Raw genomic sequence first — 25117 nt, 5'->3', positions numbered from 1 at the left:
GGCGGGAGGTCTATCACCGATCCGCGCGATTTGTCCGCAACAACGCGCAAAACCCACAGTTTTGCGGCAGACCCCAGATGAGGGTCAGACGAAGAAATCGACCTTTCCTTCATCGAGGTCGTAACGGGCTCCGACGATCTTCAGCTTACCGGCCTCAAGTTTGCTGGTGATGACGTCGGTGGAAATCCGCAAGCGCTCAACCACGCGCTTGACGTTTTCCCGAACGGAATTGTCCAGCAAATCCCCCTCCAGCCTGGTGGAATGCAGGACGGAGGGCAGGATCGGCGCCACCATGGCTTCGATCGCGCTGTCGTAGTCCGCACCATCCTTCACCGCCGCGACAGCCGCGGCCACCGCACCACAGCGTTCGTGGCCAAGAACCACGACCAGCGGCACGCCGAGATGCTCGACCGCATATTCGATGCTGCCGAGTCCGACCATGTCGACCGTGTTTCCGGCGACGCGCACGATGAACAGGTCGCCCAATCCGCACGCAAACAGCAGTTCCGGCGGAACGCGCGAATCGGAGCATCCCACAAGCACGGCAAAGGGGTGCTGCGCTTCGGCAATTTCCAGCCGGCGCTTGCGGTCGATGTGGAGAACCGGAACACGATCGGCGACGAAATCGTCATTCCCTTTTTTCAAGAGCGCCAGCGCCTCTTCCGGCGAGAGACCGGTCGGCGCGGGCGCATGCGCAACGACCGTATTGTCTGCGGCGGAGGCAGACGCTGCAACGCCGGTGCCGAGCACAGCCGCACCGCAGCAGGCGCCCTTCAGGAAAAGACGCTTCGAAAGTTTCATTTCCATGTGTTCCTCTTCACGGAGCCGATGGCAATAACCGCACATCCCGGACAAAGACGCCAAGATGCCCCTCAACGCCGACATCCCGTAAATTCAGGCGCCTCAACGGTTTGTGCGTGAGTTCGATTCGATTTGCAATCCAAAGCCCTGCATCAGGCGACGGGTGGAGAAATCGGGGTTGCCGGAGGTGAAGACGGCGATGTCCTCGCCCGGCGCCAGCGTTTCGAGCGGCGGAACGAGGCGGCGGGCCTGGCGGGCGATGGCTTCCGCCGGATCAAGCCAGTCAACCGGCCAGGGGGCAAGCTTGCGGAAGAGGTTCGCCATGAAGGGATAATGCGTACAGGCGAGCACGACGATATCCGTCTTGCGGCCGTCCTGTTCGATGAAACATTGCGCGATCTCGGCGCGCACCGAGTCGTCAGCGAGCGTGTCGCCGCGGATATAAGCCTCCGCCATCGGCGCAAGCCGCTCCGAGCCGACGAGGCGCACGTCGCACTGGCTGGCAAAGGACTGGATGAGGTCGCGCGTATAGGCGCGCTTGACCGTGCCCGGGGTGGCGAGCACCGAGACGAGGCCGGAGCGCGTGCGCTCGGCGGCGGGCTTGATGGCGGGCACGGTGCCGACGAAGGGCATGGCCGGAAAGGCGGCGCGCAGATCCGCCCCCACAAGCGTGAAGGCGGTGTTGCAGGCGATGACGCAGATTTCCGGGTCATGTTCTGCGAGCAATCTGTCGAAGAGCGCGATGACATGCGCCTTTAGCGCCGGCTCCTCCCAGGGACCGTAGGGAAACCCGGCATCGTCCGCGACGTAGATAAAGTGCCGCTCGGGCATCAGCACGCGCGCCTCGCGCAGAACGGTCAGCCCGCCGATGCCGCTATCGAAGACGAGGATGGGTTTCGCACTATTCGTCGTCGTCACGGGGCACCTTGGGCCGGCGGTTGCGTGTGCGGTTCGGGTTCGTCGCGCCGCGCGGTGATTCCGGGGTGAAACGGTCGAGGCAGGAGATGATGCCGCGCAGCACCTGGATCTCCGTGCCGGTGAAGGAAGGACGCGTCAGGATGGCGCGCAGGTTCTCCACCAGTTTGGGCTTTTTTTCGGCAGGCCGGAAATAGCCGCGCGCATCGAGCGTCTCCTCGACATGGTCGAACAGGCCCTGCAACTCTTCCTTCTTGGCCGGGCGCTGCGGCAGCGCGTCGAACGGCGTGTCCTCGACGGAGGCAAGGCCGCTCTTCATCCACTCGTAGCTCATCAGCAGCACGGCCTGGGCGAGATTGAGCGAGGCGAAGGCGGGGTTGACCGGGAAAGTCACCAGTTCGTCGGCAAGCGCGATTTCCTCGTTGGTGAGCCCGGTGCGCTCGCGACCGAAAAGGATGCCGGTCTTTTCGCCGGCCCGGAAACGCACGCGCAGGTCATCGGCGGCAACGACGGGGGACCGCACTTCCTTGTAGCCGTAGCGGTCGCGCGCGGTCGTCGCATAGACGAATTCGAGATCGGCGACGGCCGCTTCCAGCGAGGGATAGACCTTGGCCGCCTCGATGACATGGTCGGCCTTGCTGGCGGCGGAGATCGCCTTCTCGCTCGGCCAGCCGTCGCGCGGATTGACCAGGCGCAATTCGGCAAGGCCGAAATTCGCCATGGCGCGTGCCACCATGCCGATGTTTTCGCCCAGTTGCGGATGAACGAGGATGATCGCCGGTCCTTCGGCGATCAGCGTGCGTTCGCTGTTCGTGCCTGCCATACCCATATTTCCCTAGAAAAGTCGGGCTTCACTGGCACAATTGGCTGAAAATGAAAAGCGGCAGCCGCTTATTCCGGGTTTTCCTCTGCCGTGCCGCTTCCGCCATTGGCGCCCTCCTGGGCAATGTCCTGCAACTCCTTCTTAAGCGACGCGGCCTCCTCGAAGCTCGGGCGCTCGATATCGTTGATGACGGCCCGGCCGTCCTCGTCGATGACCTTGAAGACGAGTTTTTCCGGCTCCCAGTCCGCGGCGCGCTCGCCGAAGCAGTGGCTGTTGTCGAAGGTCACCGTGACGTCCTCCGCGCCGCCCGCCGGCTGGCCTTCCGTCACCGTGATGTCCTTGAGCGCGCAGCCGTCCTGGCCGCCGATGATGGGATCGTAGTCGAAGGGCGAGCCGCCGTCGTCATAGGCGGGGTACTTCGCGGCTTCCTTGTACTTGGCCACGAAATCCTTGCTGTAGAGCCGCGTCAGAAAATCCTCGGAAAAGTAGTCGGTATAGGGCGGCGGGGTGTCGCTGTCGGTGCCCATGTCCTGCCAGTTGGTGGTCGCCGCGGACATGATTTCCGAGACCGGCGCCTTGTAGTCGGCCGCCTCGACGGAAACGGGAAGCAGAAGGACGAGCGCAACGAGACCGAAACGCGACATGACATTCTCCATTGGGTGACGGCAGGCCCGGATGGGCGCCGTGAGCGAACTTTCCTGGAACGGAATTTTGGCGAAACTTATTCCGTCCGCCGGCGAAAATAAACCGCCTCATCCGATCGTTGGCTTTGCCTTGCCGGCCTTGAATGCTATAGGGCCAAACGGTTCTTTCAAGTCCACGATCCGGGGCGCCCAGCCCCTACAAAACACGAGGCTCTCCATGGCAAAGATCAAGGTCGCCAACCCCGTCGTCGAGCTCGACGGCGACGAGATGACGCGCATCATCTGGCAGTTCATCAAGGACAAGCTGATCCATCCCTACCTGGACGTCGACCTCGAATATTACGACCTCGGCATGGAAAACCGCGACGCCACCGACGACCAGGTGACGATCGACGCGGCCAACGCCATCAAGAAGCATGGCGTCGGCGTCAAGTGCGCGACGATCACTCCGGACGAAGCCCGCGTCGAGGAATTCAAGCTGAAGAAGATGTGGAAGTCGCCGAACGGCACGATCCGCAACATCCTGGGCGGCGTCATCTTCCGCGAGCCGATCATCTGCAAGAACGTGCCGCGCCTCGTGCCCGGCTGGACCAAGCCGATCATCGTCGGCCGCCACGCCTTCGGCGACCAGTACCGCGCCACCGATTTCAAGTTCCCCGGCAAGGGCAAGCTGACGATGAAGTTCGTCGGCGAGGACGGCAAGGAAATCGAGTACGACGTGTTCGACGCCCCGTCCGCCGGCGTCGCCATGGGCATGTACAACCTCGACGATTCGATCACCGAATTCGCCCGCGCCTCGCTGAACTACGGCCTGCAGCGCAAGGTGCCGGTCTATCTCTCGACCAAGAACACCATCCTGAAAGTCTATGACGGCCGCTTCAAGGACATCTTCCAGGAGGTCTTCGACAAGGAATTCGCCGAAAAGTTCAAGGAAGCGAAGATCTGGTACGAACACCGCCTGATCGACGACATGGTCGCCTCGGCGCTGAAGTGGTCCGGCGGTTACGTCTGGGCCTGCAAGAACTACGACGGCGACGTGCAGTCGGACATCGTGGCCCAGGGCTTCGGCTCGCTGGGTCTCATGACCTCGGTTCTGATGACGCCGGATGGCCAGACGGTGGAAGCGGAAGCCGCGCACGGCACGGTGACGCGCCACTATCGCCAGCACCAGAAGGGCGAGGAAACCTCGACCAACTCGATCGCCTCGATCTTCGCCTGGACGCGCGGCCTCGCGCACCGCGCCAAGCTGGACAACAATGCCGAGCTCGCGCGCTTTGCCGACACGCTGGAAAAGGTCTGCGTCGACACGGTCGAATCCGGCTTCATGACGAAGGACCTGGCGCTGCTCATCGGCCCCGACCAGCCTTGGCTCTCCACCACCGGCTTCCTCGACAAGATCGACGAAAACCTCCGCAAGGCCATGGCGGCCTGAGCCAGACGATCTCCCGAAAGCCCGGCCTCGCGCCGGGCTTTTTCTTTGTCCGCTCTTGCGGCGGCAACCCCGCGCCCTATCCTCCCGTCCACCATTTGTGAGAGGAGAACAGCATGGCCGAGGACCTGATCTTCTATGCCAATCCCATGTCGCGCGCGCGCATTGCCCGCTGGATGCTGGAGGAAGTCGGCGCGCCCTATCGCACGGAATGGCTGACCTTCGACGGATCGATGAAATCGCCCGACTATCTGGCGATCAACCCCATGGGCAAGGTGCCCTGCATCCGCCACGGCAAGACCATCGTGACGGAAGCCGCCGCGATCTGCGCCTATCTCGCCGATGCCTTTCCGGAGGCCGGCCTCGCGCCGCCGACCGACCAGCGCGGCGACTATTACCGCTGGCTGTTCTTCGCCGCCGGGCCGCTGGAGATGGCGGTTTCGATCAAGGCTTTCGGGCTGGAGGTGCCGAAGGAGCGTCACCGCAGCATCGGCTGCGGCAGCTACGAATCGGTGATGGACACCCTCGCCTATGCCGTAACGCAGCATCCCTACATCACCGGCGACAGCTTCACCGCCGCCGATGTCTATGTCGGCGCCCATATCAGCTGGGGCCTCCAGTTCGGCTCGCTGGAGCCCCGGCCGGAATTCAAGGCCTATTGGGACCGGCTGAAGGAACGCCCGGCGAGCAAACGCGCCACCGCCATCGACGACGAGGAAATGCACCGCCAGCTTGCGGCAGCGAAGGCCGGCTAGGGCGGGTTATCACCCGCCCCGCCTTCATCAGACCGGCTGAAGCGGCAGGTGGATTTCCGTCAAGAGTTCGCTTGGCGGCACCTCGCGCGGATTGTTGAGATAGGTCTCGAACATCACCTCGTCGCGGATGGAGCGGCCGGAGGCCGGCAGCCAGGTGGCGTAGAGCCACCGGTAGGCCGCGCCCATATTGGCATACGGCCCCTGGTGGCGCAGCACCGCATAATCGCCGCCTGCAAGCGTTCGGCGAACCAGCGGGGCTTCGGCGGGAACGGCGCCGTCCGCCGTAACGCAGGCGAAGGAGCGCAGCTTGTCCTCCGCCACGAGATCCGGATCGTCGAGAAAGACCCCGACCATGCGCATGTCCGGCCGGAAGATGTTGCGGGAGAACAGCGCGCCGTAAAGCGCCTCGAAGGCCTTGCCGATGCCCATATAGGACCCGGCATGGGGAACGCCGAGCAGCGTCTGTTCAGGTAGGGTGCGGATGGTGATGTCGTACATGCGGGTCGGCTCCTTGCCGCTTTGGGGTTCGAAGGCGCGATGGCTCCCCTCCCGCCGGTAGCGCGCCGGCGGCATGCCATAGGCAGCCGCGAAGGTGCGCGTGAACGACTGGAGATTGCGGTAGCCCCATCGCGCGGCGATGTCCCGTACGGTTTGGTCGGACCGCACCAGGTCTCCCGCGGCCCGGTGCAGACGAAGCCGGCGGACGGTCGCCGCCAGCGTTTCGTTGTGCACGGCCCGGTAGACGCGGTGCCAGTGATGCGCCGAAAGGCAGGCGATCTCCGCCAGCCGGTCGAGGTCGATATCCTCGTCCAGATGATCGTAGATATAGGCGGATACGCGCGACAGACGCTTCTCGTAGCTCGCCCAGATTTCATTCTCGCCCATGCCGCACCTCTTTCGTCGGGACCCATTCAACCAAGCATGCGGCGATTTCACAAATCCTGCGCTTCTGCCTTGCCTTGCAATTTTCACAAGGCTTTGACGTCCGTCATTGCAAAAACGGGCGACTCGGCGTGAGATGCGCTCGCCGGCCAGCCTTTCCCCTTCCACCGGCCTCCTGAGGCGCCCCATGACCGATACCCTGATGCCGAAGCTCGCCAGCGTTTTCGCGGAGGGTTACGGGCCGGCGCGACTGAAGGCGGACGTGCTGTCCGGCCTCACCGTCGCCATCGTCGCGTTGCCGCTGTCCATGGCGATCGCGATTGCCTCCGGCGTCACGCCCGACCGCGGCCTCTATACGGCGATCGTCGGCGGCTTCCTCGTCTCCGCACTCGGCGGCAGCCGCTTCCAGGTGGGCGGACCGGCCGGCGCCTTCATCGTGCTCGTCGCCGCGACGGTCGCGCGACACGGCGTCGAAGGCCTGCTGCTTGCGACATTTCTCTCCGGCATCATTCTCGCGCTCGCCGGCTACCTGCGGCTCGGCAAATTCATCAAGTTCATTCCCTATCCGGTGACGGTCGGCTTCACCGCCGGCATCGCCGTCATCATCTTCGCCAGCCAGATCGGCGAGCTCCTCGGCCTGAAGCTTGGCGGACAGGAGCCGGGACCGATCCTCGAAAAGCTCGCGGCACTCTGGGCGGCGCGGCCGACCTTCAGCCCCGCCGCCTTCGGCGTTGCCGGCGTCACCATCGCCATCATCCTGCTGCTGCGGCGCTTCCGTCCCGCCTGGCCCAATCTCCTCATCGCCGTCGCCATCGCATCCGCGGCAACCGCCCTTCTCTCCTTGCCGGCCGATACGATCGGCACCCGCTTCGGCGGCATTCCGCGCGGCCTGCCGGTTCCGGCGCTGCCGTCCTTCTCGCCGGACCTCGTCATCGCCGTGCTGCCCGATGCGGTCGCCTTCGCGCTGCTTGGCGCCATCGAATCGCTGCTCTCCGCGGTCGTCGCAGACGGCATGACGGGGCGGCGCCACCGCTCCAGCATGGAGCTTATCGCGCAGGGATTCGCCAATATCGGCTCGGCGCTGTTCGGCGGCATCTGCGTGACGGGCACGATCGCCCGCACGGCGACGAATGTGCGTTCCGGCGCCACCAGCCCGGTTTCCGGCATGCTGCATTCGGTTTTCCTGCTGCTCTTCATGCTCGTCGCCGCACCGCTCGCAAGCTACATTCCGCTCGCGGCGCTTGCCGGCGTGCTGGCGGTCGTGTCGTTCAACATGGTCGAACGGCCCGCTATCGCCGCCCTCTTCCGCTCGTCGCGCGGGGATGCTGCGGTGCTCGCCGTCACCTTCCTGCTCGTCGTGTTCCGCGACCTGACGGAAGGCATCGTCGTCGGCTTCCTGCTCGGCGCCGTGCTGTTCATCGACCGCATGGGCAAGGCGGTGAACATCCGCGAGGAGACGGTGCCGCAGATCGTGCGGGCCATCGAAAATGCTGGGGAAGACACCGGCCTGCCGGAGCGGCCCGTCATCGCGAACGATCCGGATACGGTGATCTACCGCATCAGCGGCGTGTTCTTCTTCGGTGCTGCGGCCAGCGTCGGCTCCGTGCTCGACCGCATCGCCGACCAGCGCCGCAACTTCGTGCTCGATTGCGCGGACGTGCCGCTGCTGGATTCGACGGCGGCGAGCGTGATCGAAGGCCTCGTGCGCAAGGCGGAACGCGCCGGCGTGCGCGTGTTCATCACCGGGCTCAAGCCCGACATGCGCCGCATGCTGGAAGCCCACGAGCTGCACCCGCCGCGGGTCACCTTCACCGCCACGGTGGACGCGGCCATGAACGAGATTGCCGCACGTTAGCCGATGGCGATGCCGACGGGGGAAATGACGGGTGCGCGCATGCGCTCCGCGAGATCGGCAAGGCCGGCCGCGGGCACCGCGCGCATGACCTGGTTGCGCCCGCCCGCCTTCGCTGCATAGAGCGCAGAATCGGCCGCCGAATGCAGGCGGTCGAAATCCGTGCCGAAGGTGGCGACATCGGCAAGCCCGATACTGACGGAAACCGCGATGTCGCGGCCCTCGTTGCTGATCGCGAGCGACTCGACCTCGCGCCGCAGCCCTTCCGCGAACTGTTCGGCGCGCGCGATGTCATGCCCCGGCGCGTAAAGCGCGAACTCTTCCCCGCCGAAGCGGCAGAACAGCATGTTCGCCTCCAGCCCGGCGGAAATGCGGGCGGAAAACCGTTTCAGCACGATATCGCCCGCGACATGACCATGCGTGTCGTTGATCGCCTTGAAGCGATCGAGGTCGAAGATCATCAGCGTGCCGGGCGAGCGGTCGGCCAGCCGCTTCTGCATGTCGTCCAGGAAAGAGCCGCGATTGGCGATGCCCGTCAGCGCATCGGTGCGGGACGCCTGGCGATAGAGCGCCTCGCCGCGCTCTTTGATGAGCACCAGCATGGCGACGGCGGCGAGAATCGTGTGGGCGAAAAGCTCCAACGTGAAGACCGCGAACCAGGTGGAATAGGCGGTGCCATGCGCCAGCGGCGCCGGCACAAGCAACGCCATGGGGATGCGCAGCGAATAGATGATGCCGTGCGTCAGGAAAAAGAACGCGGCGATCGTGCGGGTCGGCAGCGGCTCGGCGCGACGCTCGCGCCAGATATCAGCGGCGATCCACAGCGAATAGGCGGTGATGATTACCGAAATCACGACGATGCGGTTGTTGACATCAGCCGTCACCGGCGGCACCAGCAGGTAGATGAGGGACCAGGCAAGCGGCCCGGCCAGCAGCACGACGGGATAGACGCGGCGGCGATCGAAAACGCGAAAACCGGCCCACATGAAAGCGTAGCCGCAGGCTGCAAGCGCGTTGCCGAGACCGACGGTCAGGAGCGGCGGCCCGATTGGGCGCAGTGCGAAGAGCAAGGTGCAGAGCGATCCGATCCACATGGAAAGGCACCAGTACCCGGCCGCTGCCGCATGCCGGCGGTCGGTGAGCCAGACCTGCAGCAGGAAAATCCCGATGACCGTCGTCGCCAGGAAGGTGCAGATCATCAAGGTCGATATGCTGATGACATCTTCAATCAAAACAAACACTCCGCGCGCGGACAGGCTAGGCGGAAACGTTGAAGACTTCGCAAACGAAAACGGCGGGCAAGGCCCGCCGTTCTACCGTCAAAAATGTCTTCGTCAGCCGGCTATGGCACGGGCGACCGCCTCGATCGCTTCGGCCGCCTTCGCGCCGTCCGGTCCGCCGGCCTGCGCCATGTCGGGCCGTCCACCACCGCCCTTGCCGCCGAGCGCCTCGGAGGCGCGGCGCACCAGATCGACCGCGCTGAAGCGGCCGGTCAGGTCGTCCGTCACGGCGACCACGGCGCTCGCCTTGCCGTCCGGCGAAACGCCGACGAAGGTGACCACGCCGGAACCGAGGCTCTTCTTGCCCTCGTCCGCCAGGCTTTTCAGGTCCTTCGGCTCGACGCCGGTGACGACCTTGCCGAGATATTTGACGCCCGCGACCTCGCGCACGCCATCGTCGCCGCCACTCGTGCCGCCGCCGCCAAGCGCCAGCTTCTTCTTCGCCTCGGTCAGTTCACGCTCCAGCTTGCGGCGCTCATCGACCAGCGCCTCGACGCGGGCGAGCACTTCGCCGGGCTGGGCCTTCAGCGTGGTGGCAAGCGCCTTCACGCGTTCGTCCTGCTCGGCGAGATAGGCGCGGGCCGCCTCGCCCGTCAGCGCTTCGAGGCGGCGGATGCCGGAGCCGACGGCGCTGTCTGACAGGATGCGCACGAGGCCGATCTCGCCGGTGGCCGCGACATGCGTGCCGCCGCAGAGCTCGACCGAATAGGGCCGGTTGGCCTTCGCGCCGCGCACGCCGGTGCCCATGGCGACCACGCGCACCTCGTCGCCGTATTTTTCGCCGAACAGCGCCATGGCGCCTTCCGCGATCGCGTCGTCCACCGTCATCAGGCGGGTCGTGACCGGCGAATTCTGCACGATGATCTCGTTGGCCATGTCCTCGATGACGCGCAGTTCCTCCGCCGACATCGGCTTGGGGTGCGAGACGTCGAAGCGCAGGCGTTCAGGCGCGACCAGCGAGCCCTTCTGGGCGACGTGGGTGCCGAGGACTTCGCGCAGCGCCTCATGCAGCAGGTGCGTTGCCGAATGGTTGGCGCGCAGGCGCGAGCGGCGGGCGTGATCGACGGTGAGCGCTACCGCGTCGCCGACCTTCAGCGTGCCGTCCTTGACGGTCGCGACATGGACGAAAACGCCCTCGCCCTTCTTCTGCGTGTCCGACACGTCGAGCTTGGCATTGTCCGCGGAAATGACGCCCGTGTCGCCCATCTGGCCGCCGGATTCCCCGTAGAACGGCGTCTGGTTGACGACGAGCTGCACCTCGTCGCCGGCCGAGGCGGCATCGACCGCCTTGCCATCACGCACGATGGCCTGGACGACGCCTTCGGCGGTCTCGGTGTCGTAGCCGAGGAATTCGGTCGCGCCGAACTTCTCCTTGAGCTCGAACCAGATCGTCTCGGTCGCCTTGTCGCCGGAACCGGCCCAGTGCGAGCGGGCTTCCGCCTTCTGGCGCTCCATCGCATCGGTGAAGCCGGACAGATCGACACCGATCTCGCGGGCGCGCAGCGCGTCCTGCGTCAGGTCGAGCGGGAAGCCATAGGTGTCGTAAAGCTTGAAGGCGGTCTCGCCATCCAGCATGTCGCCCTTGCCGAGCGTGGTCGTTGCGTCGGAAAGCAGCGTCAGGCCACGTTCCAGCGTCGTGCGGAAACGGGTCTCTTCCAGCTTCAGCGTCTCGGAGATCAGCGCTTCGGCGCGCTGGAGTTCCGGATAGGCACGGCCCATCTCGCCGACGAGCGTCGGCAGCAGCTTCCACATCAGCGGGTCCTTGGCACCGAGGAGCTGCGCGTGGCGCATGGCGCGGCGCATGATGCGGCGCAGCACGTAGCCGCGGCCGTCCTTTGCCGGCAGCACGCCGTCGGCGATCAGGAAGGCGGAGGAGCGCAGGTGATCGGCAATGACGCGGTGGCTGGCGCGCGCCTCGCCCTCGGCCTTCACGCCGGTCGCCTCGACGGAGGCGTCGATCAGCGCGCGGAAGAGGTCGATGTCGTAGTTGTCATGCTTGCCCTGAAGGAGAGCCGCGACGCGCTCCAGGCCCATGCCGGTATCGATCGACGGGCGCGGCAGGTCGACGCGCTCTTCCTTGGTGATCTGCTCGAACTGCATGAAGACGAGGTTCCAGATCTCGATGAACCGGTCGCCATCCTCTTCCGGCGAGCCGGGCGGGCCGCCCCAGATATGATCGCCATGGTCGTAGAAAATCTCGGAACAGGGACCGCAGGGGCCGGTATCGCCCATGGCCCAGAAATTGTCGCTGGTCGCGATGCGGATGATGCGGTCGTCGGAAAGGCCGGCGATCTTCTTCCAGAGGCCGAAGGCCTGGTCGTCGGTGTGGTAGACGGTGACGAGCAGGCGGTTCCTGTCGATGCCGAATTCCTTGGTGATCAGGTTCCAGGCAAGCTCGATCGCGCGCTCCTTGAAATAGTCGCCGAAGGAAAAATTGCCGAGCATCTCGAAGAAGGTGTGGTGGCGCGCGGTGTAACCGACATTGTCGAGGTCGTTGTGCTTGCCGCCGGCGCGCACGCATTTCTGCGCGGAGACCGCCGTCGAATAGGGACGCGATTCCAGGCCGGTGAAGACGTTCTTGAACTGCACCATGCCGGCATTGGTGAACATCAGCGTCGGGTCGTTGCGCGGCACGAGCGGGCTGGACGGCACGACCTCGTGTCCGTTCTTTCGGAAATAGTCGAGGAAAGTCGACCGGATTTCATTCACGCCGTTCATATCGCGTCCTTCATCTCTGCACCGTCTGCACCTGAAAACCGGCGCATTACCCACCCAATTGTCCCGCAACGACGGCGCAACCGCCTCGCCGGCTGCTGCCTATTTCCCAAACCGCACCCGATTTGGGAAATAGGCAGCGAATTCAAAATCCTACGGCGTCCTTGCGCGTCCTGTTCGACGCGCGACGCCGCAGAGTGCCCGCCCGGAAGGTCCGTGAAGGCCATCCACCCACGAATTCCGTCGAAACTGCGCGCCTGCCGCCTGTCTTGCGGAAGGCCGGAAACCTTTGGTCGCGCGCGAGAACTGAAGGCTTTTATCGCCCGCCTCGGCACCTGTCCAGACATCAAAAAACCGGCCCTTCACGAAGAAGAGGCCGGTTTTTCGATATTCTTGCGGGCGTTGCGCGGCGATTACATCGCCGCAGCGTCGTCGTCGCTGGAATCGTTCGGATCAGGGCCACCGTTTTCCAGGAAGCGGTCGGCGATGAGGCCGGCATTCTGGCGCAGTGACGTCTCGATCTCGTTGGCAAGATCCGGATTGTCGCGCAGGAACGTCTTGGCGTTCTCGCGGCCCTGGCCGAGGCGCTGGCTGTTATAGGAGAACCAGGAGCCCGACTTTTCGACGATGCCGGCCTTGACGCCGAGGTCGATGAGCTCGCCCGTCTTGGAGACGCCCTCGCCATACATGATGTCGAACTCGACCTGCTTGAAGGGCGGCGCCATCTTGTTCTTGACGACCTTGACGCGGGTCTGGTTGCCGATGACCTCGTCACGCTCCTTGACCGCGCCGATGCGGCGGATGTCGAGGCGGACGGAGGCGTAGAACTTCAGCGCGTTGCCGCCCGTCGTCACCTCCGGCGAACCGTAGACGACGCCGATCTTCATGCGGATCTGGTTGATGAAGATCACCATCGTGTTCGACTTGGAGATCGACGCTGTCAGCTTGCGCAGCGCCTGGCTCATCAGGCGGGCCTGGAGGCCGGGCAGGCTCTCGCCCATCTCGCCTTCGATTTCGGCGCGCGGCGTGAGCGCGGCGACCGAGTCGATCACGAGCACGTCGATTGCGCCGGAGCGCACCAGCGTGTCGGTGATTTCCAGCGCCTGCTCGCCGGTGTCGGGCTGCGAAATCAGGAGGTTTTCCAGATCGACGCCAAGCTTGCGGGCATAGACCGGGTCGAGCGCGTGTTCGGCGTCGACGAAGGCGCAGATGCCGCCCTTCTTCTGGGCTTCCGCAATGGTCTGCAGCGCCAGCGTCGTCTTGCCCGAGCTTTCCGGGCCGTAGATCTCGATGATGCGGCCCTTGGGCAGGCCGCCGACGCCGAGCGCGATGTCGAGGCTCAGCGAACCGGTCGGGATCGTCTCGATCTCGATGACGCTGTCCTTGCCGCCGAGTTTCATGATGGAGCCCTTGCCGAAGGAGCGCTCGATCTGGGAGAGTGCCGCCTCGAGTGCCTTGCTTTTATCCACTGCTTTATCCTCTACGAGCCGCAAAGTGTTCTGTGCCATTCCGTCCACCTTTAGGTTATTGAAGCAAGACAGGCAACGAACCCGCCGATGAAAGCTATGTACACATTTTGTTCTCATTTCGCAAGGTGCATTTATCCTTTTGAATGTTTTTGTGAATCGGGGGCGTGTTCTATTTTCGTTTCGGTGGGATAAAGCCACGCAGGAACAAGGGTATACCCGCCTTGGTGCCGGGCCTTCGGGGCCGAATCGGGCGGGTGCGAAGGAAGACGATGACGGGAAAGACGATACTGGTGATGGGCGGCGCCCATGTGGACAGGCGCGGACGCATTGCCGGCGAGACGACGCCGGGAGCGAGCAATCCCGGCGGCTGGTTCGTGGAAGCGGGCGGCGGCGCCTTCAATGCGGCGCGCAACCTCGCGCGGCTGGGGCATGCGGTGCGGCTCGTCTCGCCGCGCGGCGGCGATGCGGACGGCGATATCGTCGCGGCGGCCGCAGCGGCGGCGGGCATCGAGGACACCCCCTTCACCTTCCTCGACCGGGCGACGCCGAGTTATACCGCGATCATCGAACGCGACGGCAACCTCGTCATCGCGCTCGCCGACATGGACCTCTACCGGCTGTTCTCGCCGCGGCGCTTGCAGCAGCGGGCCATGCGCGAGGCGGTCGCGGCGGCGGGCATGATCCTCACGGATGCCAACCTGCCGGCCGAAACGCTCGGCGCGATGGCGAAGGCCGCGGCGGCCGCCGGCGTGCCGATCGCCGGCATCGCCATCTCGCCGGCCAAGGTCGTGCGGTTCGAACAAACCCTCTCCGCCCTCGCCTTCCTGTTCATGAACGAGGCGGAGGCGCGCACGCTGACGGGGGCTGCACCGGAAAACCCGGCCGACTGGCCGAAGGCCTTGCGCGCCGCAGGCCTTGCCGCGGGCGTGGTGACGCGCGGCGGGCGGGGCGTCATCGCCTTCGATGCGAAGCGCGCGGTCCTGGTCACGCCACCGGAAATCCCGGCGCTCGCCGATGTTACCGGTGCGGGCGATTCGCTGGCCTCCGGTTTCGTCAGCGCCTGGCTTGCCGGGCGCGATCTCGGCGAGGCGCTGCGCCACGGGGCGGCAGCCGCCGCGATCACCGTGCGCTCGCCGCTGGCCGTGGCCGAAGAAATGTCGCAGGCGGCCCTTGCCGCCGCACTTTCTCTTGTGCCCCGGGCCGAATGGATGGCATGAGACTTTCTTGCCGAAAATTCCGCCTGAAAATTCGACCAGATTTCCGCAAGGATCCAGCATGACCAGACCCGCCTCCGCCCTCCTGCCGATGCAGTATTCGGAAGAAGTCGCCGCCGCCAAGGCGCGCGGCGCGCCGATCGTCGCGCTCGAATCGACGATCATCACCCATGGCATGCCCTATCCGGGCAACCTGGACATGGCCCGCAGCGTCGAGCGCATCATCCGCGAGGAAGGCGCCGTACCGGCGACGATCGCCGTCATCGATGGCGTGCTGCATATCGGCCTCGACGATGCGACGCTCGAAACGCTCGCGAAGACCGAAGGCGCCATGAAGCTGTCACGCGCCGACCTCGCCTTCGCGATCGCGGAGCGGCGCACGGGCGCCACCACCGTCGCCGCGACGATGATCGGTGCCGCGCGCGCCGGCATCCGGGTTTTCGCCACCGGCGGCATCGGCGGCGTGCACCGCAAGGCGGAAGAGACCTTCGACATTTCCGCCGACCTCGACGAGCTGTCGCGCACGGGCGTCATCGTCGTGTGCGCCGGCGCCAAGGCGATCCTCGACATTCCGAAGACGCTGGAAGTGCTCGAAACACGCGGCGTACCGGTCGTCACCTATGACAGCCCGGTCTTCCCCGCCTTCTGGTCGCGCGATTCGGGGCTGAAGAGCCCGCTGACGCTGAACAGCCCGGCGGCCATCGCCAATTTCCAGACGGTGCGCGACCAGCTCGGCGTCGACGGCGGCATGCTGATCGCCAATCCGGTGCCGGAAGCCGAGGAAATCCCGCGCGAGGAAATGGAGATCTACATCGCCCGCGCGCTCGACAATGCCGAACGCGACGAGATCGCCGGCAAGGCCGTGACACCCTACCTGCTCGACAGCCTCTTCCGCCTGACCGACGGCCGCAGCCTGAAGACGAACGTCGCGCTGGTGGAGAACAACGCACGACTGGCGGCGGAAATCGCCGTGGCGCTGGTGGATTGACGATCCGGAGGTGGCCGGTTTGCGCCGGCCGCCTCCTCCGCTTTTATCCGACCTGGATCAACCCGCGCGTTTTAACACCCATTGGAAACTGCTCTGCCAGAGCGTGGTCGGGATTTCCTGCTCCAGTGTCTGGACGAGTGCCGCGAGGCTGACGCTGCGCAGCTTTGCGCGCCATGCCTCGTCGGCATCCCACATGACACGGGCAACCGCGCAGGGGCCGGCTTCGCAATAACCTTCGGGACGGCAGGGATTGTTGGCGCGGATATTGCTGCAGGCGAAGGTCCGTTCCTTGCCTTCGACAGCCTCCACGACATCGAGAAAGGTTATTTCCGCGGTCGGGCGGGCAAGGCGATAACCGCCGCTCGGCCCCAGCGTCGATTCGACCAGCTTCGCCTGGGAAAGGCTTTGCAACGCCTTGGAGAGATATTCCTTCGGCAAGCCGTGGAACTCGGCGAGAGCCTTGGTGGAAAGATAACGCCCGTCTGGAAGTCCGGCGAGAATGGCACAACAGTGCAGTGCCCATTCGACTTGGCTCTTGAGGATCATCAAACCCATCCGCGCAATAAGGATATTTATTATCCGTATTCTATGCTTTTTGTAAACGGCGGGGTGAGGAGATTTCTCAGGCGAGGCGCAACGGCAGATTCGTTATCCTGGGCACGGAAGCCCACGAATAGCTAACGAGTAAAATTTGCGTTGAAAGGAGAATGCCGGAAGCCTGAAAGCTCAGGCCTTGCCGATGGTCGGAGTGGAGAGATTCGAACTCCCGACCCTCTGGTCCCAAACCAGATGCGCTACCAGACTGCGCTACACTCCGTCCGTCCCGGCGAAGGGGAGATACACGCATCCGCCGGCTGCCGCAACAGCTAATAGGCGCTTTCGGGCGCTTGTAGCGAGAAATGCGGGGATGGTCTATTGCGCCTTGCGCTGGGATTCCAGGAGTTCATTCTGAACGCGGTTGCCGGCGCGGATGCCGAGGCGTTTGACGGTGCCGCCGTTGAGTTCCAGCACGTAGTCGATCGGTCCCTGCGAATCGATGATCGCTTCGGAAAGCGGCTCGGCGTTTTCCTTGATGGCGCGCACCTTGCCGTCCTTGGCGATGAACAGCATGTCGAGCGGCAGGTAGGTGTTCTTCATCCACATGAAGACCTGCCGGGTTTCGCCGAAGGCGAAGAGCATGCCGTGGTCATCGGCCATTTCGCGTCGGTTCATAAGGCCTTGCTCGCGCTGGCGCGGCGTGACGGCGAGTTCGACCGTGAAGACGTGGCTCTTGCCATCCTTGGTCACGATCGTCAGCGGCTGCTTATCAAAGGTTTCCGCGGCATGGGCTACGAGCGAGAAACAGAAAAAAAGCGCCATGACGGCGCTCGCCAGGCGCGCGAAGCCGAACGTCCGCGCGAGACACACCATCAGTGCGCCCTGTTGCCGGGAACCGGCATGTCCGGGTGGATTTCCGCGGCCATCAGGCCCTTTTCACCATCGCCGAAGCGCACGAGCACGACCTGGCCAGGACGAAGCTCGGTGAGGCCGAAGCGGCGCAGCGTCTCCATGTGGATGAAGATATCCTCGGTGCCCTCGCCGCGCGTCAGGAAGCCGAAGCCCTTGGTGCGGTTGAACCACTTGACCAGCACGCGCTCCAGCCCGCTCGACGGCGTGACCTGGACGTGGGTCTTCACCGGCGGCATTTGCGAGGGATGCACGGCGGTCGACTGGTCCATGGAAAGAATGCGGAAGGCCTGGTAGCCGCGGTCGCGCTTCTGGATCAGCGCGACGACGCGCGTTCCTTCCAGAACCGTCTGGTAGCCATCGCGCCTGAGGCAGGTGACGTGCAGCAGGACATCCTGCATGCCACTGTCCGGCACGATGAAGCCGAAGCCCTTGGCGACGTCGAACCATTTGATGATGCCGGTGATCTCGATCAGATCGACGGCGTCATTGCTCTGGTCATCACGGGTCGTGATTTCCTTTGAAGACACCCTGTCCACCATGACCTGCCAGCCCCTCGTTTACGCGTCACATGAGTTTACGGTTAACTGATTCTTGATAACCAGAATAACATTGTCCCGATGCGAATGCGCAAGCCCCTTTGAAAGTTTTGCCGGCCCTATTGGTAGGCTGCAAGGCTTGCCTGAGGCTGACAAAACCCTACTCTTTCGGACGACCCCACATTCAGAGGATTTTCCAATGCGTTATCTCCACACGATGGTCCGCGTCAAAGACGTCGACCAGTCCCTCAACTTCTACTCGACGCTGTTCGGCCTCAAGGAAGTGCGCCGCTACGAGAACGAAAAGGGCCGCTTCACGCTGATCTTCCTGGCGGCCGCCGAGGATGTCGACGCCGCGCGCGAAAATGCGGCGCCGTGCCTGGAGCTCACCTACAACTGGGACACCGAGGATTATGCCGGCGGGCGCAATTTCGGTCACCTCGCCTATGAGGTCGACGATATCTATGCGCTCTGCCAGAAGCTGATGGACAACGGCATCACCATCAACCGCCCGCCGCGTGAAGGCCACATGGCCTTCGTGCGCTCGCCGGACGGCATTTCCATCGAGATCCTGCAGAAGGGCGAAAACCTGGCGCCAGCCGAGCCCTGGGCCTCGATGGGCAATACCGGCGTCTGGTAGGACCGGCCCGGCAAGTCCTGCGGGACGCAAGCTCCGGGCAAAGCTTGCGTCCTATAGCTTTGTCACAAGACCATCGTTTCGCCGTATTTGGCCGGGATTTCTTGCCTTCCGGTCGATCGCCAGCGAGAGGGGCGCCTTGGCCGATTCCGGCCGGTTTGCTTCCCGTATTGCGTTCTCGGCTCCACACGCTTCGGCCTTTACACTTTTGGCCGAAACGGTAACATCGCGGCAACCGCAGCCTGGCCCTTCGGCTTTTTTCGCTTGCGGTTGCGACTGTTTGAAGAAATGGCCCGATCGGCGGCAAGACCGAGGGCGCGAACGTCGAAAGCGGGGGAAAGCCTTTGCAGGATATGCAGGGAAAGTGGCCAGGCCTGAAGGCGCTGCGGTATGGATTGCTGCTGGCCGTGTCGGTCGCCACGCTCTCGGGCTGCGTTTCCGCAGTCTCCACGGATATGCGCGCGGAAAACAAGGCCGTGCAGGAAAATGAAGAGACGGTCGCCGAGGGCAGCACCGACGACACCACCACGCCGGTGGTGACCGCCGACGCCGCTCAAGGCACGGCGAAGGATCCATCCGTCACGGCCGACGCCGGAGCGACGGCGGGCGGCCAGGTCGCCGGCGAAGAGGCCGGGCGCGACATGGCGGGCCTCGTCATGCAGCAGACCACGCTGAATGCCGGCCAGTCGAGCATCTATGCGAATGGCGGGCAGACGAGCACCGCCTATGCGACGCAGACGTCGGGCACGAATGCCTCCGTCAAGAGCCTCTATGCCGGTTCCGGCGAGGCGCAGGGCGCGGACCAGTCCGGCCGCTTGCCGGTCGAGGACATGCCGCAGGTCGAATCGAACGGGCAGCAGCCGCTCGAAACGCTCGGCGACGAGCAGGCCGAAGTGGTGCTGCCGGACAACGTGCCGATCCCGAAGACCGCGCGCACGGCGCTCGTCGCGGAGGCAGCGGCCGGCAATGCCGCCGATCTCGCCCTCACGACACCCGCGGAAGACAGCGTGACGCTGCCGGAAACGACGGCTCAGGTCGCTCTTGCCGAGACGCAGACGAAGAAGGACCAGCCGCGCAAGACGGTGACGCTCGCCTCGCTCTTCGCCAGCAAGCGCGAAGCGAAAGACCAGTTCGACGGCGATCGTTTTGCCGAGCAGCCGCGCCGTGTCCTCAACCGCGACAGCGCAAATGCGACGCGCAAGGCGTCGCTCGGCACGCTCCCCGGCGTTTCGACCGCCAATGCGCTGTTTTCGACCGATCACTCGGAATCCGAGGAGGTCGAGGACGACGCACCGCAGTTCAAGGAAGTGGCCTCGCTTGCAGGCCTTGCGCGGCTCGCGCCGAACGGGTTGTGGCTGCAAACCGAAAAGGTGAAGACCGGCTGTTTCAAGCCGGAATTGCTGCAGGTGCTGAAGACGATCGAAACGCATTATGACAAGCCGATCATCGTTACCTCGGGCCTGCGCGATCTGAAACGCAACCGCGCGAAACAATCGCTGCATACGCGCTGCGAGGCCGCCGATATCCAGATCGCGGGCGTCACCAAATGGGAGCTTGCGGAATATCTGCGCAGCATGCCCGGTCGCGGCGGCGTGGGCACCTATTGCCACACCGAATCCGTGCATATCGACGTCGGCCCGGAACGCGACTGGAACTGGCGCTGCCGCCGGCGCAAATAGGCTTTCGACCTAAGCTCCTGTAATTGGTGCACTTTCCCGCATCCGAAGCCGCCCCCAGGGCGGCTTTTCATTTTTTTGTCACAACGGCTTTTTCCCGCTTGCGGAAGCCAAAGCGCCCTTCTATAAGACGCCCACCGCACGCGCCCTTCGTCTATCGGTTAGGACGTCAGATTTTCATTCTGAAAAGAGGGGTTCGACTCCCCTAGGGCGTGCCACCTCCCCCACCAAAATCCATACCTTTCTCCATTGAGACCATTTTGCTGTCTCGGTGAATGCATCGGGTTTTAGCTTCGATTATCTCAATTTTTCGGCGCAATAGGATAGCGCTGTCAATCTGAAATCTTGGGGAAGATGCCTTCTGCGGCATAGACACAGTAGAATGAAGACGCGCGCTCGTTCGAAACAAGTCCCGACAGCACTACCAAACCCAACGGAATCATGGATGTGCACAATGGAAAGTTTGGAAGCAGCCATCACAGAAGTCGTAGAAGGAAACATAAATTGCCTCGCTGTCGTTCTGGCCGCTAGCCATCCCGAGCTACAGGATGCGGCTGCGAAAATTCCCCGACTAAAAGTATCCCGCTTCGCGTTAATAAGAGTATTGGAGGAGTGGCGCAGTGGCCACTGCAGTGCTGATGCCGTCCATCAGTGGGCGTCATTTGTACGACGTGGCTATATTTCCGGTAACACCAACGGAGCGCTTCATCCCATTGATATCGCGTACGATGCAGGTGACGAGGAAATGATCGTAGAAATCATCGGAAGGTTCGATGAGATCGGAGATTTAATTGATGGGGACATTGACGATAGTGAGCAGGAAGAAATGTTGAGAATCCTGAAGGCATAGCCAACAGTTTTATATCGCTCGCCGGTCAATCAGACGGCTACGCCGCCTATGACGAGCGCCGCGGTAACTCAATGATTTTATTCGAGTCCTTTACCCCGCGCGTCCCACTTCCCCACCACATCACGTATTCATGACCGCCCGAAGCTTTTCGTGCTCGCTCCGGCGTGGAACGACATATGGTTAAGGATCGTTGAGGATTTACGGCTGCGATCTTACGCGGTCGGGAGAGAGGCCCCGTCGAGTATGGCCCAGCGCTCCGGGGTCTCGATCCGCTCAGTCGCACCGCTCGTCCGGCCCAGCATGCCGGACGAGCGGCTGCGTGTTGCCGACAACGGCAACGGAGCTGAGCCAACGGGCACCGCCGGGAGGGTCAACGGCGGCAACCTCAGGACCTTCAGCAAGGATTATATGGGAAGGCTCCCGCGAAATTGCCAGTCGTCAATTCAACGACGGCGCCCTGCCCTGTGGGTTCCGGTTTCCACCGATGAAAAAGTTGCGATTTTCGCGATTTTCCGTCTTGCGCATCCGGCCGGTCCTGATTAGAAGACGCCCACCGCACGCGCCCTTCGTCTATCGGTTAGGACGTCAGATTTTCATTCTGAAAAGAGGGGTTCGACTCCCCTAGGGCGTGCCACTTTCCCTCCCCGAATACAGTCTCGACCTCTTTGGACCGGCTCGTCGATCGAGCGGGAAAAAAGAGAAAAATCCTGCCTTTAGGGCTTGCGCAAATCAATAGGCCCGACTAGAAGTCGCCCACCGCACGCGCCCTTCGTCTATCGGTTAGGACGTCAGATTTTCATTCTGAAAAGAGGGGTTCGACTCCCCTAGGGCGTGCCACTTCCCCCGTCGAATTCTCCCAAAACACATCCGTCAGAACGCCTTTGCCGCGTCCAGCACGCGGAACTGCATGCGCCGGCTGCCCTGCCAGCTATCGGCCGAAAGCGTGCCCGCGAAGTGCACCGCCTGGCCGCGCTCCTTCATCAGGAACATGCCGAGATCGGCCTCCGCCGCGCGGAACGCCATGGCATCGATCCGCCCGCCATCGGGACCTTCAAGCGCGATGCGCAGGTGGTTGACGCCGACAGGGCGCACATCGCGGACACGGTGTGCCGGCAGCGCGAAGATCGGTTGCGGATGGCCGGAGCCGTAGGGGCCGGCCTGTTCGAGCTGGTCGGCGAGCGCCAGGGTGGCGCCGCTGGCGCTCATCGCGCCGTCGATCTTCAGCGTTTCCACGGCCACGAGATCGCGCACGGTGCGCTCGGCGCGTTCCTCGAAGAAGGTGCGCAGGCGGCCGAGATTGGCCCGCTCCACCGTCAGGCCGGCCGCCATGGCGTGGCCACCGCCCTTCACCAGGATGCCCTCGTCCACAGCGGCGCGCACCATGCGCCCGAGATCGAAGCCGCTGATCGAGCGGCCGGAGCCGGTGCCCTTGCCGGAGGGATCGAAGGCGATGGCGAAGGCGGGACGGCGGAAGCGGTCCTTCAGCCGCGAGGCGAGCAGGCCGACGACGCCTGGATGCCAGCCCTCACGGGCCGTCAGGATCACCGAGGCGCTTTCGCCGGTGCCGTATTCCGCCTGCGCTTCGGCTTCCGCCTCGGCGAGCATGGCGGCTTCCATGGCCTGGCGCTCGCGGTTGAGCTCGTCGAGCTGCTTGGCGATGCGTTCCGCCTCGCCGGGCTCGTCGATGGTCAGCAGGCGGCTGCCCAGCGCCGCATCGCCGATGCGCCCTCCGGCATTGATGCGCGGGCCGACGAGGAAACCGAGATGGTAGGGCGTCACCGGCCCGCCGATGCCCGCCTGCTTCAGGAGCGCCGTCAGGCCGGCATTGCCGAGATGGCGCGCGGCGACGAGCCCCTTCACCACATAGGCGCGGTTGAGCCCCTTCAGCGGAACAACGTCGCAGACCGTGGAGAGCGCCACGAGATCGAGAATGGATAGGAGATCGAAGCCGGCGGCCCGCATATCGCCCCGCGCGCGCAAAACGCGCTGCAAGGCCACCAGCACGAGGAAGACGACGCCGGCGGCGGAGAGGTGCCCCTGCCCCGACAGATCGTCTTCGCGATTGGGATTGACCAGGGCATGGGCTGGCGGCAGGTCCTCGCCGACCTGATGGTGGTCGATCACCACGACATCGATGCCGCGATCGCGCGCGACCGCCAGCGATTCGTGGCTGGTCGAGCCACAATCGACGGTGACGATCAGCTGCGCGCCGCGCTCGATGAGCTGGGCGATGGCGTTGGGATTCGGGCCATAGCCCTCGAAAATGCGGTCGGGAATGTAGATTTCCGCCTGCACGCCGAAATGCACGAGGAAACGGTAGAGCAGTGCCGAGGAGGACGCGCCGTCGACGTCGTAATCGCCGAAGATCGCCACGCGCTCGCCGCGCTCCACGGCGCGCGCCAGCCGCTCCGTCGCCGCCTCGCAGTCCATCAGGCTGTAGGGCTCGGGCATCAGGCGGCGCAGCGTCGGATCGAGGAATTCGAGCGCGGTCTCAAAAGGCACGCCGCGGCCGGCCAGTACGCGCGAGATCAGGTCCGGCAGGCCATGCGTCTGGCTCATCGCCAGCGCGCGGTTTTCCCCCGCCTGGTCGAGCCGCGCCACCCAGCGCTGGCCCGTCGCCGAGCGCTCGACGCCGAGAAAGGCGCGGCTGACGGGATCTGCGTTTTCCAGCATGCTCATGGCCGCTCCTGCCTGCCGACCCCCCTCTGCCCTGCCGGGCATCTCCCCCTTAAGGGGGGAGATTGGATGGGGCGATGTCTTGCCCATCACCAACGATGCGATTTGAGCACAATTCCCGCCGCTTGCCGATCTCCCCCCTTGAGGGGGAGATGCCCGGCAGGGCAGAGGGGGGTAGCGCCAGATCGCGACGGCAGAGAATCAAGCCGTCTTCGGCCGCTCGATGCGGATCACCTGCGGTTCGCCGACGAGATAGCCTTCGCCCTTGATGGAGGCGACCGCCTTGCGGACCGAATCTTCCATCGTCGCATGGGTGACGAGGATGATGGTCTTCGGATCGGTCGATTCGGTCGTGGACTGCGCGCGCTGGACGATCGATTCGAGCGAGATGCCGTTTGCCGCCATGTGCTTGGCGATGCTGGCGAAAACGCCGGTGCGGTCTTCCACCGAGAGGCGGATGAAGTAGCCGCCGTGGTGCTTGCGGATCTGCGCGCGCTTGTAGGGCGCAAGGGACGCGGCCGGGCGGCCGAGCGCCGGGACGGTTTGCGCGCCGGGGCGGCTTTTCGCGATGTCGGCGATGTCGCCGAGCACGGCGGACGCCGTTGCGTTGCCGCCCGCACCGGGGCCGACCATCAACAGCTCGCCGAGAATGTCCGATTCGATTGCAACGGCATTCGTCACGCCATCGACTTGCGCGATGACCGAATCGAGCGGCACCATGGTCGGGTGCACGCGCTGTTCGACACCGGTATCGGTCTTCTGCGCCACGCCGAGCAGCTTGATACGGTAGCCGAGGTCGGCTGCGGCACGGATGTCGTCGATCGAAATGTTGGTAATGCCTTCGAGATAGATATCGTCGGCCGAGATTTTCGTGCCGAAGGCGAGCGTCGTCAGGATCGACAGCTTGTGCGCCGTGTCGTTGCCCTCGATGTCGAAGGCCGGATCCGCTTCCGCATAACCCAGGCGCTGGGCTTCCTTCAGGCAGGCCTCAAAGGACAGGCCTTCCTTCTCCATCTTGGTCAGGATGTAGTTGCAGGTGCCGTTCATGATGCCGTAGACGCGGGAAATCGTGTTGCCAGTGAGCGACTCACGCAGCGCCTTGATGACCGGGATGCCGCCGGCAACAGCCGCCTCGTAGTTGAGGATGCAGCCGTTTTTCTCCGCGATGCCGGCAAGCTCGACGCCATGCGCGGCAAGCAGCGCCTTGTTGGCGGTCACCACATGCACGCCGCGCGACAATGCCGCCTTGACTGCTGAATAGGCCGGATCGCCCGCCCCGCCCATCAACTCGACGAAGACGTCGATCTTCGCCTCGCGGGCGAGCGCGACGGAATCGTCGAACCATTCGATGGCGGAAAGATCGACGCCGCGATCGCGGCCCTTGGTGCGCGCAGTGACGGCGACAATCTCGATCGGCCGGCCGCACGTCGTCGTGAGCATGTCCCTGCGTTCGACGAGAATCTTCGCGAGCGAAGCACCAACGGTGCCCAAGCCCGCAATGCCGATCTTCAGGGCATCAGCCATGG

Annotated in this window: 21 protein-coding genes and 4 tRNA genes; 11 read left to right on the top strand and 14 right to left on the bottom strand. The window is 64.2% G+C overall.

Features of this window, described 5'->3' with window-relative positions:
- Nucleotides 1–84 precede the first annotated feature (84 nt).
- From AC1RWL_RS20630 to AC1RWL_RS20615, 4 genes are all read right to left on the bottom strand, one after another.
- Nucleotides 85–807, bottom strand: a complete 723-nt coding sequence (locus AC1RWL_RS20630; protein WP_493097006.1) for a carbonic anhydrase — start codon at nucleotides 805–807, stop codon at nucleotides 85–87.
- Nucleotides 808–903: 96 nt separating this feature from the next.
- Nucleotides 904–1719, bottom strand: a complete 816-nt coding sequence (gene murI / locus AC1RWL_RS20625; RefSeq protein WP_493097005.1) for a glutamate racemase — start codon at nucleotides 1717–1719, stop codon at nucleotides 904–906.
- Complete coding sequence (locus tag AC1RWL_RS20620) at nucleotides 1703–2539, bottom strand: RNA methyltransferase (RefSeq protein ID WP_439616886.1); 837 nt, start codon at nucleotides 2537–2539, stop codon at nucleotides 1703–1705. Before AC1RWL_RS20620 ends, murI begins: the two co-directional genes overlap by 17 nt.
- 68 nt (nucleotides 2540–2607) lie before the next feature.
- A complete protein-coding gene (locus tag AC1RWL_RS20615) occupies nucleotides 2608–3183 on the bottom strand; it encodes a hypothetical protein (protein WP_493097004.1) in 576 nt (191 codons plus the stop codon).
- A 217-nt stretch (nucleotides 3184–3400) separates the two neighbouring features.
- On the opposite strand from AC1RWL_RS20615, the gene AC1RWL_RS20610 reads away from it, so the two are divergent.
- Nucleotides 3401–4615 carry an NADP-dependent isocitrate dehydrogenase gene (locus tag AC1RWL_RS20610; RefSeq protein WP_319321644.1) on the top strand — a complete coding sequence of 405 codons (1215 nt, stop codon included), beginning with the start codon at nucleotides 3401–3403 and terminating at the stop codon, nucleotides 4613–4615.
- A gap of 113 nt (nucleotides 4616–4728) precedes the next feature.
- A complete protein-coding gene (locus AC1RWL_RS20605) occupies nucleotides 4729–5367 on the top strand; it encodes a glutathione S-transferase family protein (protein WP_493097003.1) in 639 nt (212 codons plus the stop codon).
- 27 nt (nucleotides 5368–5394) lie between these two features.
- Here AC1RWL_RS20605 and AC1RWL_RS20600 read toward each other — a convergent pair whose 3' ends face one another.
- Entirely contained in the window at nucleotides 5395–6252 is an 858-nt protein-coding gene (locus AC1RWL_RS20600; protein ID WP_493097002.1) for an AraC family transcriptional regulator, read from the bottom strand.
- A gap of 184 nt (nucleotides 6253–6436) precedes the next feature.
- Here AC1RWL_RS20600 and AC1RWL_RS20595 point away from each other — a divergent pair, with 184 nt between their 5' ends.
- A complete protein-coding gene (locus AC1RWL_RS20595) occupies nucleotides 6437–8104 on the top strand; it encodes a SulP family inorganic anion transporter (protein WP_439616890.1) in 1668 nt (555 codons plus the stop codon).
- On the opposite strand, the gene AC1RWL_RS20590 is transcribed toward AC1RWL_RS20595, so the two are convergent.
- From AC1RWL_RS20590 to recA, 3 genes are all read right to left on the bottom strand, one after another.
- The gene (locus tag AC1RWL_RS20590; RefSeq protein ID WP_493097001.1) at nucleotides 8101–9333 is read right to left on the bottom strand and encodes a GGDEF domain-containing protein; all 1233 of its coding nucleotides are present in this window, start codon (nucleotides 9331–9333) and stop codon (nucleotides 8101–8103) included. The two genes, AC1RWL_RS20595 and AC1RWL_RS20590, sit on opposite strands and share 4 nt — an antisense overlap.
- Before the next feature lie 102 nt (nucleotides 9334–9435).
- Nucleotides 9436–12099, bottom strand: coding sequence for an alanine--tRNA ligase (gene alaS, locus AC1RWL_RS20585; protein ID WP_493097000.1), 2664 nt, complete (start codon nucleotides 12097–12099; stop codon nucleotides 9436–9438).
- Nucleotides 12100–12509: 410 nt separating this feature from the next.
- Nucleotides 12510–13604: a recombinase RecA gene (recA, locus tag AC1RWL_RS20580; protein WP_435265447.1), complete on the bottom strand. Its 1095-nt coding sequence runs from the start codon at nucleotides 13602–13604 to the stop codon at nucleotides 12510–12512.
- A 230-nt stretch (nucleotides 13605–13834) separates the two neighbouring features.
- Here recA and AC1RWL_RS20575 point away from each other — a divergent pair, with 230 nt between their 5' ends.
- Together AC1RWL_RS20575 and AC1RWL_RS20570 are read left to right on the top strand one after the other, a co-directional pair.
- Nucleotides 13835–14782 (top strand): carbohydrate kinase family protein, encoded by a 948-nt coding sequence (locus AC1RWL_RS20575; RefSeq protein ID WP_493096999.1) that lies wholly within the window; start codon nucleotides 13835–13837, stop codon nucleotides 14780–14782.
- A 58-nt stretch (nucleotides 14783–14840) separates the two neighbouring features.
- On the top strand, nucleotides 14841–15767 hold the full coding sequence (locus AC1RWL_RS20570; RefSeq protein ID WP_493096998.1) for a pseudouridine-5'-phosphate glycosidase: 927 nt from the start codon (nucleotides 14841–14843) through the stop codon (nucleotides 15765–15767).
- Nucleotides 15768–15824: 57 nt separating this feature from the next.
- Here the strand turns inward: AC1RWL_RS20570 and AC1RWL_RS20565 are convergent, their stop codons facing one another.
- The 4 genes from AC1RWL_RS20565 to AC1RWL_RS20550 form a co-directional block, all read right to left on the bottom strand.
- On the bottom strand, nucleotides 15825–16313 hold the full coding sequence (locus tag AC1RWL_RS20565) for an RrF2 family transcriptional regulator (RefSeq protein WP_492649484.1): 489 nt from the start codon (nucleotides 16311–16313) through the stop codon (nucleotides 15825–15827).
- 194 nt (nucleotides 16314–16507) lie between these two features.
- Nucleotides 16508–16584, bottom strand: a tRNA-Pro gene (locus AC1RWL_RS20560).
- Between the two features lie 95 nt (nucleotides 16585–16679).
- The gene (locus AC1RWL_RS20555) at nucleotides 16680–17126 is read right to left on the bottom strand and encodes a DUF192 domain-containing protein (protein ID WP_493096997.1); all 447 of its coding nucleotides are present in this window, start codon (nucleotides 17124–17126) and stop codon (nucleotides 16680–16682) included.
- Between the two features lie 50 nt (nucleotides 17127–17176).
- A complete protein-coding gene (locus AC1RWL_RS20550; RefSeq protein WP_493096996.1) occupies nucleotides 17177–17755 on the bottom strand; it encodes a cold-shock protein in 579 nt (192 codons plus the stop codon).
- 196 nt (nucleotides 17756–17951) lie between these two features.
- Here AC1RWL_RS20550 and gloA point away from each other — a divergent pair, with 196 nt between their 5' ends.
- From gloA to AC1RWL_RS20520, 6 genes are all read left to right on the top strand, one after another.
- Entirely contained in the window at nucleotides 17952–18392 is a 441-nt protein-coding gene (gene gloA, locus AC1RWL_RS20545) for a lactoylglutathione lyase (protein ID WP_493096995.1), read from the top strand.
- 350 nt (nucleotides 18393–18742) lie between these two features.
- Complete coding sequence (locus AC1RWL_RS20540; protein WP_493097086.1) at nucleotides 18743–20068, top strand: YcbK family protein; 1326 nt, start codon at nucleotides 18743–18745, stop codon at nucleotides 20066–20068.
- Between the two features lie 140 nt (nucleotides 20069–20208).
- A tRNA-Glu gene (locus tag AC1RWL_RS20535) sits at nucleotides 20209–20283 on the top strand.
- A 236-nt stretch (nucleotides 20284–20519) separates the two neighbouring features.
- Nucleotides 20520–20915, top strand: a complete 396-nt coding sequence (locus AC1RWL_RS20530) for a hypothetical protein (protein ID WP_493096994.1) — start codon at nucleotides 20520–20522, stop codon at nucleotides 20913–20915.
- A gap of 559 nt (nucleotides 20916–21474) precedes the next feature.
- Nucleotides 21475–21549, top strand: a tRNA-Glu gene (locus AC1RWL_RS20525).
- 128 nt (nucleotides 21550–21677) lie between these two features.
- A tRNA-Glu gene (locus AC1RWL_RS20520) sits at nucleotides 21678–21752 on the top strand.
- Between the two features lie 33 nt (nucleotides 21753–21785).
- On the opposite strand, the gene recJ is transcribed toward AC1RWL_RS20520, so the two are convergent.
- Both recJ and AC1RWL_RS20510 read right to left on the bottom strand, forming a co-directional pair.
- On the bottom strand, nucleotides 21786–23594 hold the full coding sequence (gene recJ, locus AC1RWL_RS20515; protein WP_493096196.1) for a single-stranded-DNA-specific exonuclease RecJ: 1809 nt from the start codon (nucleotides 23592–23594) through the stop codon (nucleotides 21786–21788).
- Nucleotides 23595–23792: 198 nt separating this feature from the next.
- The gene (locus AC1RWL_RS20510) at nucleotides 23793–25115 is read right to left on the bottom strand and encodes a homoserine dehydrogenase (protein WP_439628539.1); all 1323 of its coding nucleotides are present in this window, start codon (nucleotides 25113–25115) and stop codon (nucleotides 23793–23795) included.
- Between the last annotated feature and the right edge of the window lie 2 nt (nucleotides 25116–25117).

The organism is Shinella sp. GW821-FHT10F02 (assembly GCF_058809275.1).
This window is presented reverse-complemented; position numbering and strand designations above follow the sequence as displayed.

Bases quoted from the DNA above. Each gene is read 5' to 3' on its own strand.
- AC1RWL_RS20630 (WP_493097006.1), bottom strand. From the start codon at position 807: ATGGAAATGAAACTTTCGAAGCGTCTTTTCCTGAAGGGCGCCTGCTGC.
- AC1RWL_RS20620 (WP_439616886.1), bottom strand. From the start codon at position 2,539: ATGGCAGGCACGAACAGCGAACGCACGCTGATCGCCGAAGGACCGGCG.
- AC1RWL_RS20615 (WP_493097004.1), bottom strand. From the start codon at position 3,183: ATGTCGCGTTTCGGTCTCGTTGCGCTCGTCCTTCTGCTTCCCGTTTCC.
- AC1RWL_RS20610 (WP_319321644.1), top strand. From the start codon at position 3,401: ATGGCAAAGATCAAGGTCGCCAACCCCGTCGTCGAGCTCGACGGCGAC.
- AC1RWL_RS20605 (WP_493097003.1), top strand. From the start codon at position 4,729: ATGGCCGAGGACCTGATCTTCTATGCCAATCCCATGTCGCGCGCGCGC.
- AC1RWL_RS20600 (WP_493097002.1), bottom strand. From the start codon at position 6,252: ATGGGCGAGAATGAAATCTGGGCGAGCTACGAGAAGCGTCTGTCGCGC.
- AC1RWL_RS20595 (WP_439616890.1), top strand. From the start codon at position 6,437: ATGACCGATACCCTGATGCCGAAGCTCGCCAGCGTTTTCGCGGAGGGT.
- alaS (WP_493097000.1), bottom strand. From the start codon at position 12,099: ATGAACGGCGTGAATGAAATCCGGTCGACTTTCCTCGACTATTTCCGA.
- recA (WP_435265447.1), bottom strand. From the start codon at position 13,604: ATGGCACAGAACACTTTGCGGCTCGTAGAGGATAAAGCAGTGGATAAA.
- AC1RWL_RS20575 (WP_493096999.1), top strand. From the start codon at position 13,835: ATGACGGGAAAGACGATACTGGTGATGGGCGGCGCCCATGTGGACAGG.
- AC1RWL_RS20570 (WP_493096998.1), top strand. From the start codon at position 14,841: ATGACCAGACCCGCCTCCGCCCTCCTGCCGATGCAGTATTCGGAAGAA.
- AC1RWL_RS20565 (WP_492649484.1), bottom strand. From the start codon at position 16,313: ATGATCCTCAAGAGCCAAGTCGAATGGGCACTGCACTGTTGTGCCATT.
- AC1RWL_RS20555 (WP_493096997.1), bottom strand. From the start codon at position 17,126: ATGGCGCTTTTTTTCTGTTTCTCGCTCGTAGCCCATGCCGCGGAAACC.
- AC1RWL_RS20550 (WP_493096996.1), bottom strand. From the start codon at position 17,755: ATGGTGGACAGGGTGTCTTCAAAGGAAATCACGACCCGTGATGACCAG.
- gloA (WP_493096995.1), top strand. From the start codon at position 17,952: ATGCGTTATCTCCACACGATGGTCCGCGTCAAAGACGTCGACCAGTCC.
- AC1RWL_RS20540 (WP_493097086.1), top strand. From the start codon at position 18,743: ATGCAGGGAAAGTGGCCAGGCCTGAAGGCGCTGCGGTATGGATTGCTG.
- AC1RWL_RS20530 (WP_493096994.1), top strand. From the start codon at position 20,520: ATGGAAAGTTTGGAAGCAGCCATCACAGAAGTCGTAGAAGGAAACATA.
- recJ (WP_493096196.1), bottom strand. From the start codon at position 23,594: ATGAGCATGCTGGAAAACGCAGATCCCGTCAGCCGCGCCTTTCTCGGC.
- AC1RWL_RS20510 (WP_439628539.1), bottom strand. From the start codon at position 25,115: ATGGCTGATGCCCTGAAGATCGGCATTGCGGGCTTGGGCACCGTTGGT.